The 19,375-nt window shown below is 27.2% G+C and carries 9 protein-coding genes; 4 read left to right on the top strand and 5 right to left on the bottom strand.

Features of this window, described 5'->3' with window-relative positions; translation table 11 throughout:
- Both hflD and purB read left to right on the top strand, forming a co-directional pair.
- Positions 1-645: a high frequency lysogenization protein HflD gene (hflD, locus tag HACICURT3053_RS03055; protein WP_157992245.1), complete on the top strand. Its 645-nt coding sequence runs from the start codon at positions 1-3 to the stop codon at positions 643-645.
- 25 nt (positions 646-670) lie between these two features.
- On the top strand, positions 671-2,038 hold the full coding sequence (gene purB, locus HACICURT3053_RS03050; RefSeq protein ID WP_157992244.1) for an adenylosuccinate lyase: 1,368 nt from the start codon (positions 671-673) through the stop codon (positions 2,036-2,038).
- Between the two features lie 380 nt (positions 2,039-2,418).
- Here the strand turns inward: purB and cysQ are convergent, their stop codons facing one another.
- From cysQ to rpe, 4 genes are all read right to left on the bottom strand, one after another.
- The gene (gene cysQ / locus HACICURT3053_RS03045; RefSeq protein WP_157992325.1) at positions 2,419-3,162 is read right to left on the bottom strand and encodes a 3'(2'),5'-bisphosphate nucleotidase CysQ; all 744 of its coding nucleotides are present in this window, start codon (positions 3,160-3,162) and stop codon (positions 2,419-2,421) included.
- A gap of 1,487 nt (positions 3,163-4,649) precedes the next feature.
- Positions 4,650-5,114 (bottom strand): SoxR reducing system RseC family protein, encoded by a 465-nt coding sequence (locus HACICURT3053_RS03040; protein WP_157992243.1) that lies wholly within the window; start codon positions 5,112-5,114, stop codon positions 4,650-4,652.
- 1,738 nt (positions 5,115-6,852) lie between these two features.
- On the bottom strand, positions 6,853-8,352 hold the full coding sequence (gene pitA, locus HACICURT3053_RS03035; protein WP_157992242.1) for an inorganic phosphate transporter PitA: 1,500 nt from the start codon (positions 8,350-8,352) through the stop codon (positions 6,853-6,855).
- 2,226 nt (positions 8,353-10,578) lie between these two features.
- Positions 10,579-11,256 carry a ribulose-phosphate 3-epimerase gene (gene rpe, locus HACICURT3053_RS03030; protein ID WP_157992241.1) on the bottom strand — a complete coding sequence of 226 codons (678 nt, stop codon included), beginning with the start codon at positions 11,254-11,256 and terminating at the stop codon, positions 10,579-10,581.
- Between the two features lie 3,070 nt (positions 11,257-14,326).
- On the opposite strand from rpe, the gene pykF reads away from it, so the two are divergent.
- Positions 14,327-15,742 (top strand): pyruvate kinase PykF, encoded by a 1,416-nt coding sequence (gene pykF / locus HACICURT3053_RS03025; protein ID WP_157992240.1) that lies wholly within the window; start codon positions 14,327-14,329, stop codon positions 15,740-15,742.
- A 329-nt stretch (positions 15,743-16,071) separates the two neighbouring features.
- Positions 16,072-16,818: a Nif3-like dinuclear metal center hexameric protein gene (locus tag HACICURT3053_RS03020; protein ID WP_157992239.1), complete on the top strand. Its 747-nt coding sequence runs from the start codon at positions 16,072-16,074 to the stop codon at positions 16,816-16,818.
- 1,357 nt (positions 16,819-18,175) lie between these two features.
- Here HACICURT3053_RS03020 and djlA read toward each other — a convergent pair.
- Positions 18,176-19,003: a co-chaperone DjlA gene (gene djlA / locus HACICURT3053_RS03015; protein ID WP_157992238.1), complete on the bottom strand. Its 828-nt coding sequence runs from the start codon at positions 19,001-19,003 to the stop codon at positions 18,176-18,178.
- Between the last annotated feature and the right edge of the window lie 372 nt (positions 19,004-19,375).

Below are 19,375 nucleotides of genomic sequence, written 5' to 3'. Positions count from 1 at the left end.
GTGGTAAAAAAACATCATGATATCGCCATTTCTTTCGCAGGTGTATGTCAAGCCACGCGGTTAGTGCAACAACTAGCACATCATGGTAAATGTTCGACATGGGCATTGAAAATTTCTCTTAATAGTTTGCTAGATTTAAATCCAGTTTCTACATTATCTGTATTTGGTAATAAAACATCTAATGTTCAGTGTGGTTTGGAGACTTTAATTGGATTATTTAATAGTAGAATTTATCAGAATTTAACAAATGAAATTACTCATTATATTATGGGTATAATGATGTTAGAACGTCAGTTACAGGCTAGTAAAACAGCATTACAAAATTTATCTGGATCCATAATTAATCTTTCTAAACAATTAGATGATGACGTTATAGACTCTACTAAAGTAATAAGTGTAATTGCAGAAATGTATACTAATATCATTAGACCACTTGGTCCTTGTATTAAGGTTTCTGGATCCAAAACTATATTGGAAAATATATATATACAAAATCAAGTACGTGCAATACTGCTTGCAGGTGTTCGTTCTGCTGTATTATGGAAACAGGTTGGAGGTAATCGTTTGCAGTTATTTTTTTTTCGCCACCGTTTAGTAAAGGTAGCAAAGGATATATTGGAATCTTTAAACAAAGATAATATTTAATATTTTATTTTGTGGAGTAACGATCATGGAATTATGTTTTTTAACTGCTATTTCGCCTATTGATGGTCGTTATAGTGAGCAAGTTGCTCCTTTACGGGCAATTTTTAGTGAATACGCCCTTTTAAAATTTCGTATTGAGGTTGAGATTCGTTGGTTGCAAAAGCTATCTTCGTGCTTAGAAATTAATGAAGTTCCCCAGTTTTCTTCTGAAGAAAATAATTTTCTTGATACAATTATTAGTTCTTTCAACAACGAAGATGCTATGCGTATTAAGAGAATTGAAAAAATAATTAATCATGATGTTAAGGCAGTAGAGTATTTTTTAAAAGAAAAAGTTTTATCTCTTCCTTCTTTACATTCTATTTTTGAATTTATTCACTTTGCTTGCACTTCAGAAGATATTAATAATCTTGCGTATGCATTAATGTTAAAAACAGTTCGGCATGACATTCTTCTCCCTTTCTGGAAAAAAATTATTAATGTAGTTAAAGATTTATCTATAGATTATCGAGAAATTTCACTTTTAGCTCGTACGCATGGACAACCTGCTACTACCACTACATTAGGTAAGGAAATGGCTAACGTATGTTATCGATTGCAACGTCAATTAAAGCAACTAGAAAATATTGAGATCTTAGGTAAAATTAATGGTGCGGTTGGTAATTACAATGCTCATGTTGTTTCTTATCCAAGTGTAAATTGGTGTCAGTTTAGCAAGGAGTTTGTCACTTCTTTTGGTATTAATTGGAATCCTTATACTACACAAATTGAACCCCATGATTTTATTGCAGAGATGTTGCATTGTGTAACACGATTCAATACTATTCTTTTAGATTTTAATCGAGATATATGGGGTTATATCTCTCTTAATTATTTTACGCAGAAGATGGTTATTTCTGAGATTGGATCTTCTACTATGCCTCATAAAATTAATCCGATTGATTTTGAGAAATCTGAAGGAAATTTAGGTCTGTCAAATGCGCTTTTAGATTATTTGGCAAGAAAACTACCTATTTCACGTTGGCAGCGTGATTTGACTGATTCAACTGTATTACGAAATATAGGAGTAGGGTTTAGTTATTCTTTAATTGCTTATCAAGCTATTCTTAATGGTATTTTCAAATTAGAAGTAAATCATTCTTCTATATCAGAAGAGCTTGATTCTCACTGGGAAATATTAGCTGAACCTATACAGATGGTTATGCGTCGATATGGTCTTAAAAGACCTTATGATCAATTAAAAGAGCTCACTCGTGGTAATAAGATTGGTGCTAAAGAAATAAAAGATTTTATCGAAGGTTTAGAGTTACCAAAAAAAGAAAAAACACGTTTAAAAAATATGACTCCAGCCACTTATATAGGTTATTCCGTGCAAATGGTAGATGATTTGTAGTCATAAATATGACGTTATTAAACATAATAATTCTGCTTTTAGTTTATTTCGTATTTTTGGTTCTAGTGTTGTAGATTAATTTTTATAGTGAAAACTGTCTTTTTTATTTTTTAGTTTCAGTAATGTTTATTTATTATTTTTAATATCTTGGTTGCTGTATAATACAGTGCTGCTATGATATTATGGTTGATTTTGGTTTATTCTATTAAATCATTCTAAGAGTCTATAAATATAGACTACCTATAGAATTTTATTAATCTTACAGACGTCTATGACTTGTTTCATTATGTAAAATGAGGATACTTCTTATCTAGTAGAGTAAAAATCGTTTCGGGGTAAGTATAACCGATTTTTATATTTTTATATTGTGTAAATAAATCTTATATTAATGATACGATAAATTCTGGATTAAGACATGATTGAGTGGGGGTGTAATCGATATGTTTTCCTTGAAAGTTAGTCATCTTAGCTCCTGATCCCATAGCGATTGCGTGTCCTGCGCCTGTGTCCCAAATATGGGTTTTTCCTAATCTTGGATAGATTTGCGCTCTTCCTTCAGCGATCATACAAAATTTTAAGGAAGATCCCATCTTAATTACTTGGTGTTTTGGTAGTGTTTTAAGATAATTATTTAATTTATAATTATTATTATGTGAGCGGCTAATAACTACTATAGGTGGTTGTGCATTTTTAACTTGGAGTTGCATATTTAATCCATTTTCTTTTTTCCAAGCTTTATCTTTGATTGCAAAATACATTTTTTTTAATGCTGGTGCATATATGACACCTAATACAGGTATACCGGACTGAATTAATGCAATATTCACTGTAAATTCATCATTATGGTTAAGAAATTCTGCTGTTCCATCGAGAGGATCTACTAACCAATATTTTGTCCAATTTTGTCTATTTATCCAAAGATCTGACTCTTCTTCAGATAAGATTGGTATTTGGGGGGTTAATATTTTTAAGCCTTCTGAAATAATCTTATGTGCTGAAAAATCTGCATTTGTGACTAAAGAGTTGTCAGATTTTTTTTGTATATTTAAAGGTATAAAGCCATCATATACTTGTATGATAGCGCAACCAGCTTGATAGGCTAGAGAACAAATTTTATCTATTATTTTTGTTGTGTATATCATGTTTTCGTGTTCTAACATAAAGATTCCTTTATGTAGTTTTATGTAATATGATGTAGTATTTAAATAAATAACATGATTGTTAGAATGATAAGCAGGTATATACTTTATTGAAGTATAATACATATATGTAAATTTTTACATGTTTTTTATTTTTATTACCTAGTATTCTATCGTGGATACTTTTTCTCATATTTTTCTATTTTTATAGGATATAATTATATATCATTTTAGATTATATCATAATATACCATGTAGTCCATGGATAATAAAATATCTATAATAGTATTTATTTATGAAAATCATATTCTGATATATATTAAACCATTTAAAATCAAGTTTTAAGATCATTTTTGATTTTTATATTTTTAATTTTATTAAGATGACAGAAATAATCTTCTTATAAAAGAAGAGCTGTGATACAAATAATTTAAAAGAAAAAATTTTAAACATCAATATGAATAAAATAATTAGAATGGAATTAAGCTTACTATGTGTAAATTAAGTATCTAGTTGTAATGGTCTGTTTTATAGAATATTAAATCTTGATTTCAAAATGATATATTCTTGAGCTATATAAGAAAAAGACATACATGTGAGCCATTCTTCTTGAGACGGTGAATATTTTATTATTAGACATTATTTTAGATTTCTTATATCATCTTAATTTTTTATTTTAATATATCCATATTTTTGATTAGAAGAGCAATCTATCTTATACTTATTATTTATTCAAAGTTCTCAGAAAATTTACAAGGAGTTGATTATATCCTATGAAGATATCATCTTGAGATGACTTATGTGTTAGTTCAATAATGGAATTATTATGAGTTAAATAATTAGAATTTTATTTTTCGTATTGTAATTATAGTAGATAGTTTGATAGTAAAAGATTTTCTATTTATATAAATATATACACAAACAGCTTCTTTATCTAATTATAAATAATTATTTAATTATCAAAAAAAATTAAATATTAATATTTATAATATTTTTAATATATAAAATTTTTTATTTTTATGTAAAACTCTTTTCTTTATTGATTAAGAATCAATGTATACAATTTAATATGTTTTGAAATATATCATCGGTTTTATAATTGATGCATTTGAGGAATAAATATAATTAATTATTAAATAATATTATTAAATAATATGTATTGTGATGTATCTTCTATCGCTCAAATGAAAACTGATTTGAAACTATTAAAATATATCATAACGGTTTATGATTGTAATAATTTATATTGTATTGTAATTTTAACACAAGGAGATTATAGATTATAATAATTGATTAAGTCGAGATGATTTTTGATATTTTGTATAGTCTAGGTAGTTTTTGTTTGTTTAGTATATTTTACATATGAGTATGATGCGTTTAGGTAATACAAAAATATAATTATGACTAATATCCTATGTTAGAGATGTCTTGTTCTGAGTAGATGGTTACTTAAATAGAGAAATGAAGAGTCACTAGTTCTTTATAGAAAGTTTGAGTGAATCAGATAATACATAGCGATAGATAATTACTGGTTGAAAGGATGGTGATCGCATTAATAAGATAGATAGCCATTTTGTTAACCAAAATCCGCTAATTCCTCCTAGTAAAACTCCTATTATTGCTGCTAAATCAGTTTTTAAAAATATCTGAAATAATATGCCAGAAAGCAATAAACCCAGCAAGGGAGTTATGTAAATGAGTAATGCCGTTATAAGCGCGCTGGATTTAGATAGACCTATTTGAATTTGTTGTTTTGGTACTAGAGATTGATAGCTATATACTTCAATTATATATAAATCTTTAGAGGTGTTCTTATTAAATCTGTTTTTTTTATTCTCGGTACAAGAGATACAATTTATACAGGATCTATTTTTTTCTACATATAATGTAGCAAAACCATTATGATATTTTATGACTGTTGCCCATACTCGAATCATGTGTAATCCCTTAAGATATTAAAATAAGATATGTTGCAATTTAGTATAAAGCGGGTTTGGTGACTAGCTATATCTTCTGGTTATTAGTACAGACATGTTATTTAAAATAAATATACTAAGTATTTATCAGTGTTTATTATCAAAGATTATATGAATATGTTAAATTGAATAATTTTTTGTAATATTTTATTATTATTAATTTTTACTTAAATCTAATTCATTTCTACCAGATTCATAGTATAAATAATAATGATTGACTTAAATTCTAAGAAAGAAATACAGGTTAGAGTCGTTGAAAATGAACGAAGAGGTCTGTAGAATATATGTAATTTATGATTGACAATCTATATTAAGTGTTGATTTATCTTTTTAGGCATTAAGGTGGGTGAATTTTATTTATATAAATCTCAGGATAATAAAATGGAATCATTTTCTTTAATTAATATTGTATGTAATATTTGTGATAAATATTTATAGTGTACAATAAAGAAAATGTATCAAAATAAATTTATTTATATCTTTGATCTGAATGTTATGTCACTGAATTAAATCTGATTATGTTAGGATGAGATTATTATAATGTTATTTAATATATTTGTAATATATATACATAAACTTACTTTGTGTTAAGGGTTTTGTTTTTTATTTTTATATAAATCTAGAAAATATATTTTGATTTAATATATAATTTATCTTTTGATAGTTGAATAAAAGATATAGGTAGCTCTTTAGAGAATAAGGGTATGTTTTAAATAAAATCTATTCATCTATAATTTTTTTATGAGTTTATCTTCTAGATAACATAATATTTGTTTGTGTATAAGATATGATAAATAGTATTTTAGACTAAATATATATTAAGTTAATATATTCTAATATTTTTATTTATTAGATACAAAATATAGATGAATTAAATGGTATAGAATTACCATTCTATATTCATTTTATAATCTATAAAAAATAAGATTTATTCTATTATATTTATGCATCTATAGAGTAATCTTATCCAAGATATTGATAAGATTAAATCTTAAATTAAATAAAATAGATCATTTTAATAAGTGTAATTTTTCTATAGGATATTAATATATGCGGTATTTCTTTTTTCTTAGAAAGATATTAGTAGATTTTCCATATGATTGCTATTAATTCGTTATCTATCTAATATATTTTTTATTATTTTTTTGAAAAACAAGAGACATCTCTATTATTGAAATGATATTACAGTCAATACAATCAGTACTTGTATAGGAAAGTCTTAGCATTATAGTTCTATAGATAAATGATGATAATGTCATCATTACAGGTTGTTAGATTAAGATCTAATATAAAAAAGTATTTAGTATGTATTTGTAAATATAAAAATATTTTTTAATGTAGACATGGCTTGAAAATAGTTTTGTAGAGTTTGATGTGAGCGATTGGTTTTAATGTTAATTTAACTATTTCTAGATTAAAGAAACTATTAGATTTATAATCTAATAATACATCAGAATTACACTAGATCTGTTAGAATAGTATTCTGATATTTTTTCAATTACCTATTCTAAGAGTCTGTAATTGTATGTGTAAATTAAATTCCTAGTTTTTTTGGTTATTTAGTTTAGTAAGTTTATGAAAATTGATTATATCTTCAATGCCATTTTTTAACTAGAAAGCCAGAGTGATTGGAGTTAATAAGTATAATAATGTTATAGATTAGTTGATTCCTTTTTATATGTTTTAAAGATGTTATAGTTCAGAGGATGGTGATCGTTATCCAATATAACGATCCTGAAAGTATAATTGAAATAGGCAAAGTTAATACCCAAACGATGACAATATTTCTAATTGTAGGACCTTGTACTCCTCCTCCACTGATTAACATAGTTCCTGCTACAGATGAAGAAAGAATGTGTGTAGTTGATACAGGCATTCCTGTATAGCTAGCTACACCAATCGACATGGCTGCAGTGACCTGTGCAACTACTCCTTGAGCATATGTCATGCCTGTTTTTCCTACTTTTTCACCGATTGTTATTGCAATGCGTTGCCAACCTGCCATGGTACCTAGTGATAGAGCTAATGCGACTAATAGTATAATCCATATAGGAGCATACTCGACGGTACTGAGGATATCATATTTCAGTTTTTTAAGAAAAACTTTTTCTTCATACGTTATTTTTTTTGAGGAGGAAGCTATTTCTATTTTATCTGATATATGCATTAAGAGCTGCCGTAACTGTCTTCGTTCTTCTAGGTTAAGTATTTGATAACTTGTGATATTATTAAGGATTTTTTGTGTTTGTTTAATTAATAAGAGTAGGTGTGACATGTTCAAATTAGAATTAGATAGATGAGTAGAATTTTCTTTCGATTCAAATTGAAAAATAGTTGGTGATTTCTGTATATTTTTTTTGAGGGACGGGATGTGTTGATAATAATATTGCTCGAGATGGTTGATTGCATCGCGGGTACGAATGATTTCGTAATTACTTGCATGCATGTTGACTACAAAACCAGCAGGTGCAACTCCAATGAGAACTAGCATTATAAGACCAATACCTTTTTGCCCGTCATTAGCTCCGTGTGAATAACTAACTCCTATTGCTGACAGGATTAGGGCCATTCGAATCCAGAATGGTGGTTTTTTCTTACCATCACATCTCTCTAACTCTATTGGAGTCATATGAATTTGCTTTTGTTTTGTGCTGTTTCTCCAGTATTTCTGGAGGAGATGCATGAGGCTTCCGGCAATTATTAATCCTAATAGTGGGGAAACAACCAGTGAGGTTAAAATATTTATTACTTGTGGAATATTGAGTGCATGGAGAATTGACGTTTCGGTTAAGCATGCGTTTGTTAGACTAATACCAATAATGCCACCAATTAAGGTGTGAGAGCTAGAAGCTGGTAATCCAAAATACCACGTACCAAGATTCCATATAATAGAAGATAATAACATAGAGCAAAGCATGATTAGTCCATGAAATGACCCAACATTAAGAAGAAGATCAATAGGAAGAAGGTGTATTATGGCATAAGCAACGCTTAGCCCCCCTAATAGAACACCGAAAAAATTAAATACTCCTGCCATTACAACTGCAAATTTAGAGCTCATTGCGCGAGTATAGATTACAGTCGCAACAGCATTGGCTGTGTCATGAAAGCCATTTATAGCTTCATAAAATAATACAAAGAGAAGAGCTAGCAATAATAGTCCGCCATGGATATCAAGATTTGAAAATAGATCTAGCATAAGTGTGCGCCATTATAGGGGATATAAATGTATTATATTATTCAAACATAATTCATATCTTTTCAATTAAAAACGATTTACAATCATAATCAAGTAGAGCAGTAATAATATGTTATAAATTGTATTTGTACAGCTAATAGCATTAGAAATATTGTTATTAGTTTTTTTAAGATACTAAATAAAATTTTAAAGATTAGTAAAAATAATAAGTGTAAACCTTTAATACCTTAAATATCACTTATATTTGGGCTAAAATTTAGGTTGAATCTAATCTTTATGGATATATCAAGAGTTAGAATTTAGTTATATTTGATCCTGATTACAGACAGTTTAATTTTTACGATCTTCAATAATTTTATTAGTGTAACTGAAATAGCAGTAAATTAATATGGTAAATTATAGTTCTAAGGATTGATGTAGAATCGAGTGTTCTTGATAGAATATTGATCTAGTTAGTATTGGCAGTATCTAAATATTATTTTATATTGATATTACATTGTGTTTATGTTTAGTAACAACTGGATTGTGTGTTTTGATAGAACTTCTAATGATATTGGTTGTTATTATTCTCTAATATTGATGCGTTTTATCTTCTTTAATTTGTAATATTATTAACCGTATTACAATATATCATGAGTGCATTATAGCTTGACTTTGTATGTGGTTTAATAAAATTTAGAAAGTTGTTTAATATTACTTATTTTTTTAATATGACTGTTAACAGAGTAAGTACATGAAGAGAAAGATGTGGTTTGTAATTGTTACATTTCTCATTTTGGAGAAGATGAGCTGATCTATCGATTTCTGTGTACTTGGTGTGTTGTTTCTAAGATATTAAAGATAGAATAAAATATTCATTAAAAATTACAATAATCTGATTAGATAAATTTTTACTGTTACTAGAATTATAACTAATATATTTCTTTTTTATCCAAAGACTTACAGTAATAATATTTGTTATGAATGATAATCAAGTTATGAAGATTATTAGTTTGGTGTAATGATTTAATTTGTTTAATGGCCTCCGATTGTTTTTAATGTATTATCAACATATCCTGGATTTTTGGTTTATATAGATAATTTAATTTAATCTAGGAATTTTAGATAATCTGGATATTTATAATTATTTTGTAGCGAATTCTAACGTAGATTCTTTTATCTATGCTTTATTTTGGAGAGTTTTTTTAATTTTTTCTTATTTTTTCTTATATTACATAGAGAGCTATCTCAATGATTTTATTGTTTAGCTTGGAGAATTTATTGTATAAAGTTCCTAGAGCGTTGTATTTGGAGGTTTATTGCAAGATACTTGCATATTTAATTCTATTTAGAGCAACTTATATTATTCATCATGAATTATATTGATAACAAGCAAGATATGAATAAATATTTATTCAATGGTTATTTGTCAGGAAGATGGTGTTTTCTCTGATAAAAGAGATTATTTATCAGTAGTCGTTCTAATGACTTGAAAGACTTAGGGAATTTTTTAGAATTTAGTATCGTCTTATATATGTATAATTGAGAATTGTATTCTATTGAAATTTATTTCTATATCTTATTATAAGATTAGTGAATGTATATTAAAAGTATTATTTTTCATTAAGAATTTATAGAGGAGAAAATTATAATATTAGTATTGTCATTATTGATTTTATAATTAATTAGATTTAAGTTTAATATAATATTGGTAGTGAGTTACAATGATTATTCGTTTTTATTGTATACTTTAATAGAGTTACTAAAACAACTCTAGTTAGGTTTTATTAAGTCAGTATGAAATATGTTCTATTCAATATTTACTTAGACACTGGTTTTTAAGTAATTTCTAATTATTTGTGTTCTATAATTACTTGACGGGTATATGATGTGATCGGTTGAAACTCAATATTAAGTGAAATATAATTTTCTAGATTATAAGATGAAGTTACGAATTTTTTATTTTATGCAATATTTTATATTTTAAAAATGCTAAATGATATCATAAAAGAAGAATATACAGTGTATTTCATATATTATATAAATTAAGATATTTAATGGATGAATTTATATGATATTGCAATATTCTAGTAGAAAATTAATTTAAATAACTATGAAAATATTATTTTTAAATGTAATTTTTATAAAAATATTGTATATAAAGTAAGCATATAACTCTTAATCTAGAAGATTACATGACTAATATTCATGTAGCAAAGGGAGCTTATTATATGAGAATTAGTGTAATTATATATAGTGAGATTTCTCTAGTTCAATCCGCATAGCTGAAATTACTTTTTTATAATCTATACTATCAAATATAGTAGACCCTACTACTAACATATCTGTGCCTGTATTAGCAATTTCGCAAATATTATTAATATGGATGCCTCCATCAACTGCTAGGCAAATATCATAACCACTTCGATCAATTAGATTACGAACTTGATGAAGTTTTTTTAGGGTTCCGGGTATGAATAATTGTCTACTAAATCCTGGATTAACAGACATAAGTAAAATAATATCGATCTTATCCATAACATAACGAAGGATTTCAAGAGATGTAGAAGGGTTTAATGCTAAACCAGATTTGCAACCGGATTGTTGAATTAGTTGTAGAGTTCGGTCAATATGTTGCGATGTTTCGGGATGAAACGTAATGCAATTGGCACCGGCTTTTATGAAATCAGGTATTAAGCTATCTACGGGTTGTGCCATAAGGTGTACATCAATAGGAACTGTTATGCCATAATTACGAAGATCTCTTACAGTCATTGGACCCATTGTCAGATTAGGAACATAATGGTTGTCCATGATATCCACATGTACTAAATCACCACCTGCATCTAAAGCTTTAGAAGTGTCTTCACCAAGTCGGGCATAATCTGCAGAAAGAATTGATGGGGCAATTAAAAATTTTTTCATTCCTTGATACCTTTTATAACGGTGTTTTAAAATGTATTATTTTCTTCTATATTATAACTATACTAATTTAGTATCTACACTTCATGATGTATATTGCAAAATTTTTAATTTATCGATATATAATAATTTTTATAGAAATGTTTATTTCTAGTGTATGAGATGCTCTGATTAAAATATAGAAAATCATTTCTATAATTTCTATGAAAAAATTCCTACTAGTTGAATATTATTTGTTATAATACTAAGAGTTTATTAGATAGTCAGAAAGACAGGTTAGTAGTCAAAATAATTGTCAGGTTTGATTATGTATAGAATATGACATAATAGTATTGTTTTATTTTTTTATAAGTTGAATATAAGGTGAAGGTATAATTTTCAGATAGAATTATTGTGGATATAAATAGAACGGGTTTTTTTAGAGAGATGATTTGATCATGATAATTGGATCTGTATATCATCACAACTTATAACCATGTATAAATTAAAGAATCTTATTCTCTCATGGTAACTATCAGGATGATAATAATTAAAAAAAAGAAATAAAATGGGATTTATATATACTTATATCAGAGTTGATTTGGTTTCTGATATAAATTTTTATTGAATATAAATCTTATTAATATTAAGTATTAGAGATTAACATTTGATTGATGGCGTACTATAGTTCTGGTTCGTATGTTATGGAATTAAAAGTCATCAGGTTGATTTATCATGTTATGATAACATGATATTGTATCACTTTCATTTTATAATTAAGGATATTTTTTCAACTTGCAGTTAGACATGATATGGATTTTTTTAGTTTATTTTGATGAAAAGTAGGTTACATGTAAATGAAATAGTTGATATATTATCTATATTTTTAAAAAATATTTTCTATTTTATTTGTTAATTTATTTATTTTTTTTAATGATATTCTTTCTTGCAGAAAGATTAATTTTAAAAATATATTTTATATTTCAATTTCTAATGAATTTCAGCTTTGATTTAACTATTAGGTTAAGTGGAATGAAGTATTAAAATAAAGATAAAATGTTTTTTAATTTATACCTAAGTTTTTTTTGTTTTATTTTTTTGATTGTAGAAGTGAAGGTTTAGATAGGAGCAAAGGAGTTTTTATGCTCATCATATATTTCCATTTTGAATTTTAGTTAATTTTAAAACATACTTTCATTCAGCTATTTAATTGAGTTCATAAGGTCTTTTGGATTCGAAACGTATTAATTTCTGTAATATTTTTATTACTATATCCCTATTTATATTAAATAGAAAATCTGTAGATTTTAGATTATAATTACAATGGTCATAAAGTTTATACTTAATAGTTTGAAATAGATTTTAGATGTGTTTTATTGGATTACTATTGTTAGCTTATACGTATTTTCTATTCATTTAACCGCTATATTTGTTAATACGCGATGAACTGGATTAATTATATAAGCAATTTTTTTTCTTTTAATTTAAAAGCATTATTGTTAGTTAGTGAGTAGATAATTATTAATTGAATGGATATTAGATACAATCTAAATTAGTGTATTAACTAATACAATATAATAGAAAATATTTCTATTTGTTTACGACAACAATGGTTTGTTTCTAAAAAACATATATATAATGGTTTGTTTAGAATATGTAATTGGTTAATGTTAATTTAATTGTATGATTTAATTGTCTGATTGATTATGTTTATTTTTTTTCTATTCTAAATCGATTGGTAATGATATAGATAATTATTGTTTAGTATTAATTATTAATACACATATTGGTTTTAGTCATCTTTTTACATAAGTAGAATTTTATTAAATAGCAGACCCTTTTCTATAATGTCTTTACCGTGATGTTTGAAAATAGACGTTATTTTTAATAAAAAGACATATACACTTTTCAGTGTATGTTTAAATTACAAGCAATGTCACAGGTGATGAGATTATGGCGTCTGGTGAGTTATTTGATAAAATTGTGTTATCTAGTAAGAATGGTTTTTTTGATTATCTTCTAAATTATATGAACCATTTTCTCATGGGTAAAAATTTTCTTTGACATCAAGTATCTTTTTTATATTAATGAGAATGTTTTCTTCTCTCTTTTTATCTTAATTAAATATTCTCTTTTAATAAAGAGAATATTTAATTAACAGAATAATATATTTCTACAAGCAGTTTTTACTTGAAAGGTATTACATTGTTTATAATTGTACTATTCTTTAATTATATATACGCTTCATGTTTTAGATGGGTCTTACATTAATGCATAAAGTGCATTAGCATAACTTCTTAGGTTGCATTATTATTAATAATGACTTTTTAACTTTTATTACTTCCGTAAATCTGAAAAGACCCCGTGGTAATGCTAATTAATTTTATTTTAAAAAAATTTAACTAATTCTTTGATCTATTGGTTTTTTGACAAATTAGAAAGTATGCGGGGAAATGACTTTTATTTTATTCAAATAGGATTAGATAATGTTGGAAAAGTTTCTAAAATGCATATAGCCTGATATTATAACTTCATCATTTCTATTATATTACTTTGATATAATAATTATACTATTTTGATATAATAAGTTTATAGGATAAAAATGATAACTGTTCTATATATCATGAAAGGTTCAAACATAAATTTAGTTTTTGTAAATTGTATTGTAATATTCAGACTACTTTTTGAAGAAAAATCATTGAATATTCTATTTTTTCTTTAAAAGAAATCTCTTAAATAGTTATATTTGTGAGTCTTTAGATATGTAGAAACTATACTGTAACATAGATTTTTCTGACAAGCGTTATGATATGCATTTTGATCTATAACTATTTATATTTTATATTTAATGCTGTAAAAAAATATTTGTTATAAAATGGTTACTTTTAATTAATGAGATAATAAAAATTATAGTATGTTTAGTTGTGCATGCTAACATTATATTTTAAATATGATAAATTTATTCAAATTAACCCCTAATTATAATATAGAATCTATAATTCAATATTTGATTGTATTAAAAATTTGCATCAGATTTTTCAAGACGGATTGAGCATCAGTATATATTTTATTTATTACATTTAGATGAATCATTATGAAAAAAACTAAGATTGTTTGCACCATTGGTCCCTCAACTGAATCTCAGGAGATTTTAACTCAACTTCTAGATGCAGGCATGAATGTTATGCGCCTAAATTTTTCTCATGGCAGTTATCAGGAGCACGCGCAACGCATTACTAATTTGCGTAATGTAATTAGAAACAGTACTTATCAGGCGGCTATTCTTCTTGATACTAAGGGACCCGAGATTCGTACTATGAAATTGGAAAGCTCCCATGGTGTATTCCTACAATCAGGGCAGAGGTTTACCTTTACTACTAATCAAAATATTAATGGAAATAGCACGGTTGTAGCAGTCAGTTATCCAGGTTTAACGTCAGACTTAAATGTTGGAAATACTATATTAGTGGATGATGGATTGATCGGTATGAAAGTAATAGAGATTACAAGCGGCACTGTTGTTTGTAAAGTTCTGAATAGTGGTATTTTAGGTGAGAATAAAGGAATTAATTTACCTGGTATTTCAGTGAACTTACCTGTTCTCTCAGAAAAGGACAAGCGTGATTTACTTTTTGGATGTGAGCAAGATGTAGATTTTATTGCTGCGTCTTTTATTCGAAAAGCTGATGATGTAATGGAAATTCGTGAATATCTTAACGTACATGGTGGTGAAAAGATTCAGATTATATCTAAAATTGAAAATCAGGAAGGTTTGTATAACTTTGATAAAATTCTTCATATGTCAGACGGTATTATGGTTGCGAGAGGTGATTTGGGTGTTGAAATTCCAGTAGAAGAGGTTATTTTTGCTCAGAAAATGATGATTAAAAAGTGTAATGAAGCACAAAAAGTGATCATCACCGCCACGCAAATGTTAGATTCAATGATTAAAAATCCTCGACCCACTCGAGCGGAAGCAGGTGATGTAGCTAACGCTATTTTAGATGGTACGGATGCAGTAATGTTATCTGGTGAAAGTGCTAAAGGTCAATATCCATTAGAATCTGTTAGGATCATGTCTACGATTTGTGAACGAACTGATCGTGTGATGCAAAGTCGTATTAACTTAAAAAGTAATAATCGAAAATTACGTATTACTGAAGCAGTTTGTCGCAGCGCAGTCGAAATGGCTGAGAAGTTGTCATCACCACTTATTATTGTTGCAACGAAAGGTGGTAAATCTGCTAAAGCCATACGGAAGTATTTTCCTAGTGCTACGATCTTGGCTTTAACCACAAATAAACAAATAGCAAGACAGTTGTTATTAAGCAAAGGTGTGATTACATTATTAGTTGAATGTATTTCTTCTACAGATGATTTTTATCGTCTTGGTAAAGAGGCTGCAGCAGCAAGTGGATATGCCCGTAAAGGTGATTTTTTAGTTATGGTATCTGGAGCATTGGTAGAAAGCGGAACCACAAACACTTCATCAGTTCATATTTTATCATAAGATTTAATAAATTACAAAGATCCGCATAATAAACATTAATAAATAAATTTTATTTATAAAATATAGTTTTTATTTTTATTTTTTTATAGATCTTTCTTTAAGTTTTTTAAAAAATCAGATTATTAAGTAATAATGGCATAAAATTTATAATTTTATATATTTATTTAGTATCATTAAGAACCGATCGTTATTCTGAAAAAAGAAACGTGATATTAAGAGTGAATTTAGACAATAATCTTTTATTTCGTTTAAATTTCATAATGATAATACATCTTAAATATAAGATCTAATTTAGTTTTTGAGATAATTCAATCATAGGATGCATAATTGTGCGTAACACTGATCTAGAAAAGATTGTCAATCAACTCTTAAATAGCACATCTTTTAGTGATTATACATTAAATGGTTTGCAGATTGAAGGTCGAAGTGAGATTAAAAAAATTGTTAGTGGTGTAACAGCTTGTTATGGATTGCTTACTGAAGCGGTGCGTTTAAAAGCAGATGCAGTTTTAGTTCATCATGGTTATTTTTGGAAAAATGAACGCCCTGGGCTTATGGGTATGCAACGAAACCGCATTAAAATAATTTTGGAACATGATTTAAATCTTTTTTCATGGCACCATCCTTTGGATGCGCATCCAATTTTAGGTAATAATGCGCAGTTAGCAAGTTCTTTAGGCATTAAAATTAATGGTGAAGTTCAATCGTTATTACCTTGGGGTGAACTGAGCGTTCCCTTAAGTGCAGAGGAGTTAAAACAGCGTATTTATCTAACACTAGGTCGCGAACCGTTACATTGTTCTAGTGATAGAGCACCTGTTCTAATCAGATATATAGCGTTATGCAGTGGTGCTGGACAGGGTTTTATTGATTCAGCTGCTTCTTTTGGGGTTGATGCGTTTATTAGTGGTGAGGTCTCTGAGAAGACTATACATAGTGCACGGGAACAGGGTTTACACTTTTTTTCTGCAGGACATCACGCCACGGAAAGAGGTGGGGTAAAGGCATTAGGCCAATGGCTGTCTGAAAAACACTCTCTTCATGTTACTTTTATTGATATTAGTAATCCAGCTTGATTTTTTGAGAAAAAATTTAGTTTTTAGGTTATTATATATAAAAATTATATGCTCTACAGAGATTTATTCGAGAAAATAATCCTATTTTGATAGATCAAATGCATAAATAGTTCTGTAATATTTATACGATATGCTACATTAGCATCTCTGTCCTAGATCTATTAGAATGAAAGCTATGTATACTAATCCAGGAAAATAATTATTATTTAAAGGGCATACTATTATATTTTCGATCATAAAGCTTTTTGTCAGACGAAGTATGTTTGGGATAATAGATTAAGATTGGGTATCAAATAAAAATTAGAATTGAATTATGTATTATTATTGCTATCGAAACTAGTAATACTTATTTTTTTTAAAAAAAATCGTATTATCATCATAACATGATGTCGTCATTACCTATAGATGACTATAAATTTTTTCATATTTATCAAAATATTAACCAGTTCAGTGGTTATGAGGTGTTGATAATCTTATATAAAGGATCTTGTAAGTATGATTTTTATCAATATGATTAATAATCAGGTGATTTCTTAGATTATAAAATAATAATGAAAACAGGAGATAAGTTTAAACTAAAAATTAGTAATCTATTTCTGATCAATAGAGTATTCTACCTTCATAGAATAAGTAAGTTACAAGAAATTTGGATAGATTAGTAGATACATAAATAGATAAAAGTATAATAACGATAAGCGTTATTATCTTTTTTTAATATTTAATAGTGATCTTAATTATTTTATTGATTTTTTCACTACAATAGTTACTTTTTGATTGTTCATATTATGAGTCTTAATGAATTATATTGTTATTTTAATTGATAATTAGTAAGAAGATTATATCTTGTATTGAGTTTTTATATTCTAGCATGTAATTTTTTGAAAGACTATTCAATCTTTTAGTGAGTTGTATAATAATGGATAAATATGATGAAGCTTACTAAGAAAGATAATAGATTTTTTAACTTTTTATATAAAACATCTCATAACAGATCTGTTATGTATTTATAGTATGTTATCTAAATAAACTAGTATTATTTTAATATTAAAAATCTGAGGTCTGCGCTTCTCTAACATATAAAATATTCAGAGTTAAATTGAAAGTCTTTTTATAACTACTTATGTAATTCAAAAATTACAGGTAGTCTTTAGAGACCTGTGATAGATTAGCGATTAGTTTTGTCAAAGCATTTTTATGATTGCTCTTAATAAGGATAGAGATAGTTTGATTATCTAGGAATTCTAGATTGTATATTAATATTCTTAATAAAATATTTAATTTTATGAAAATCTATATCAGACTGGTTCATAAGTTTATAAAGTTAAGTGTCAGTCACATAATTATAAAGGACAGTAAATTATTTAAAACCTTTTTCAACTTTTATAAGATCATATGCTTCTTGAATAGCCTGTGTTTTTTGTTTTGCCATTTCCATCATTTCTGGGGGAAGGCCTTTAGCTACTAATTTATCTGGATGATTCTCGCTCATTCTTTTGCGGTAAGCTCGTTTTATCGTCGTAAAATCGTCGCTTTGTGAAACACCAAGCATGGTGTAGGCATCTTCGAGCGTTGGTATTTGTTGTTTTGAACGACAGGTATTTTCAGTATGTGAATGGTGGTCATGATAATATGTGTTGTTAAACTGTTGTCCGCTTTCCATCATTTGTATAAATTGATCAAATTGTTGGCAAGATATACCTAGTTCTTCAGCAATAATATATAATATTTGACGCTCATTAGGATGTAAGATACCATCAGCAAATGCTGCTTGAATCTGGATTTCAAGAAACATTCTAAGTAAATCAAAGCGACCGGAAGAAGCAATTCGTAGTTCACGTAATTTATCGCGAATAGGGTAATCTATCTTTTTTCCTTCACGAAAAGCGCATTGTGCTTCTTGTCGGCTATTTCCATACAGCTTCATTCGGTCCATTAGTTTGGAGGCAGTTTCAATATCTTTATCGGTTACTCTTCCTTTAGATTTTGTTAGATGTCCTAAAACTTGAAAAGTTGTACGAAAGAATAGAGATTGTCGCTTTTGTTGCTCAAAAGCGTCATGCTGATTATCAGGGCAACGACTTTTATCAAATAAATGTCCTATTAAAATACCTATGAATATACTCCAGAGGCTTGAGCCAGATAGTAATCCCCAAAATAATCCTAATATTTTCCCCCAGTAGAACATAAACTCCTCATTAGGTTATTGACTTTTAACGTTTTATAGAAAGATGAATATATATTCTCCTAGAGGGGAAGTGATTATGCAAGACATTAATATAGTGTTGTATTTCTAATATTATAAGCTATTTAAGTAATTTTATTATGGCTATGTCTGATTAATGAATGTTTTCACAGATCTTATGTGATAGTATGCAAAATTAAAATATATTTCTTTACCTATTGCATATTTTTCATTTATGTTTGCTTGCAAACAAGTCATTCTTGATATATGAATTATTAATTTTATATTATAGTGGAGCGCATCTAGGAAATTTTTTTAAATATGCTTGATTGTTTCTAAGAGTATGAGGTTAACTATATATTTGTAATAAATTTA

The organism is Candidatus Erwinia haradaeae (assembly GCF_900698855.1).
Taxonomy (GTDB): domain Bacteria; phylum Pseudomonadota; class Gammaproteobacteria; order Enterobacterales; family Enterobacteriaceae; genus Erwinia_E; species Erwinia_E haradaeae_F.
The sequence above is the reverse complement of the archived record's forward strand: the minus strand, read 5'-3'. Positions and strand labels throughout refer to the sequence as shown.

Coding starts and splice junctions, on each gene's coding strand:
- purB (WP_157992244.1), top strand. CDS start 671: ATGGAATTATGTTTTTTAACTGCTATTTCGCCTATTGATGGTCGTTAT.
- HACICURT3053_RS03040 (WP_157992243.1), bottom strand. CDS start 5,114: ATGATTCGAGTATGGGCAACAGTCATAAAATATCATAATGGTTTTGCT.
- pitA (WP_157992242.1), bottom strand. CDS start 8,352: ATGCTAGATCTATTTTCAAATCTTGATATCCATGGCGGACTATTATTG.
- rpe (WP_157992241.1), bottom strand. CDS start 11,256: ATGAAAAAATTTTTAATTGCCCCATCAATTCTTTCTGCAGATTATGCC.
- pykF (WP_157992240.1), top strand. CDS start 14,327: ATGAAAAAAACTAAGATTGTTTGCACCATTGGTCCCTCAACTGAATCT.
- djlA (WP_157992238.1), bottom strand. CDS start 19,003: ATGTTCTACTGGGGGAAAATATTAGGATTATTTTGGGGATTACTATCT.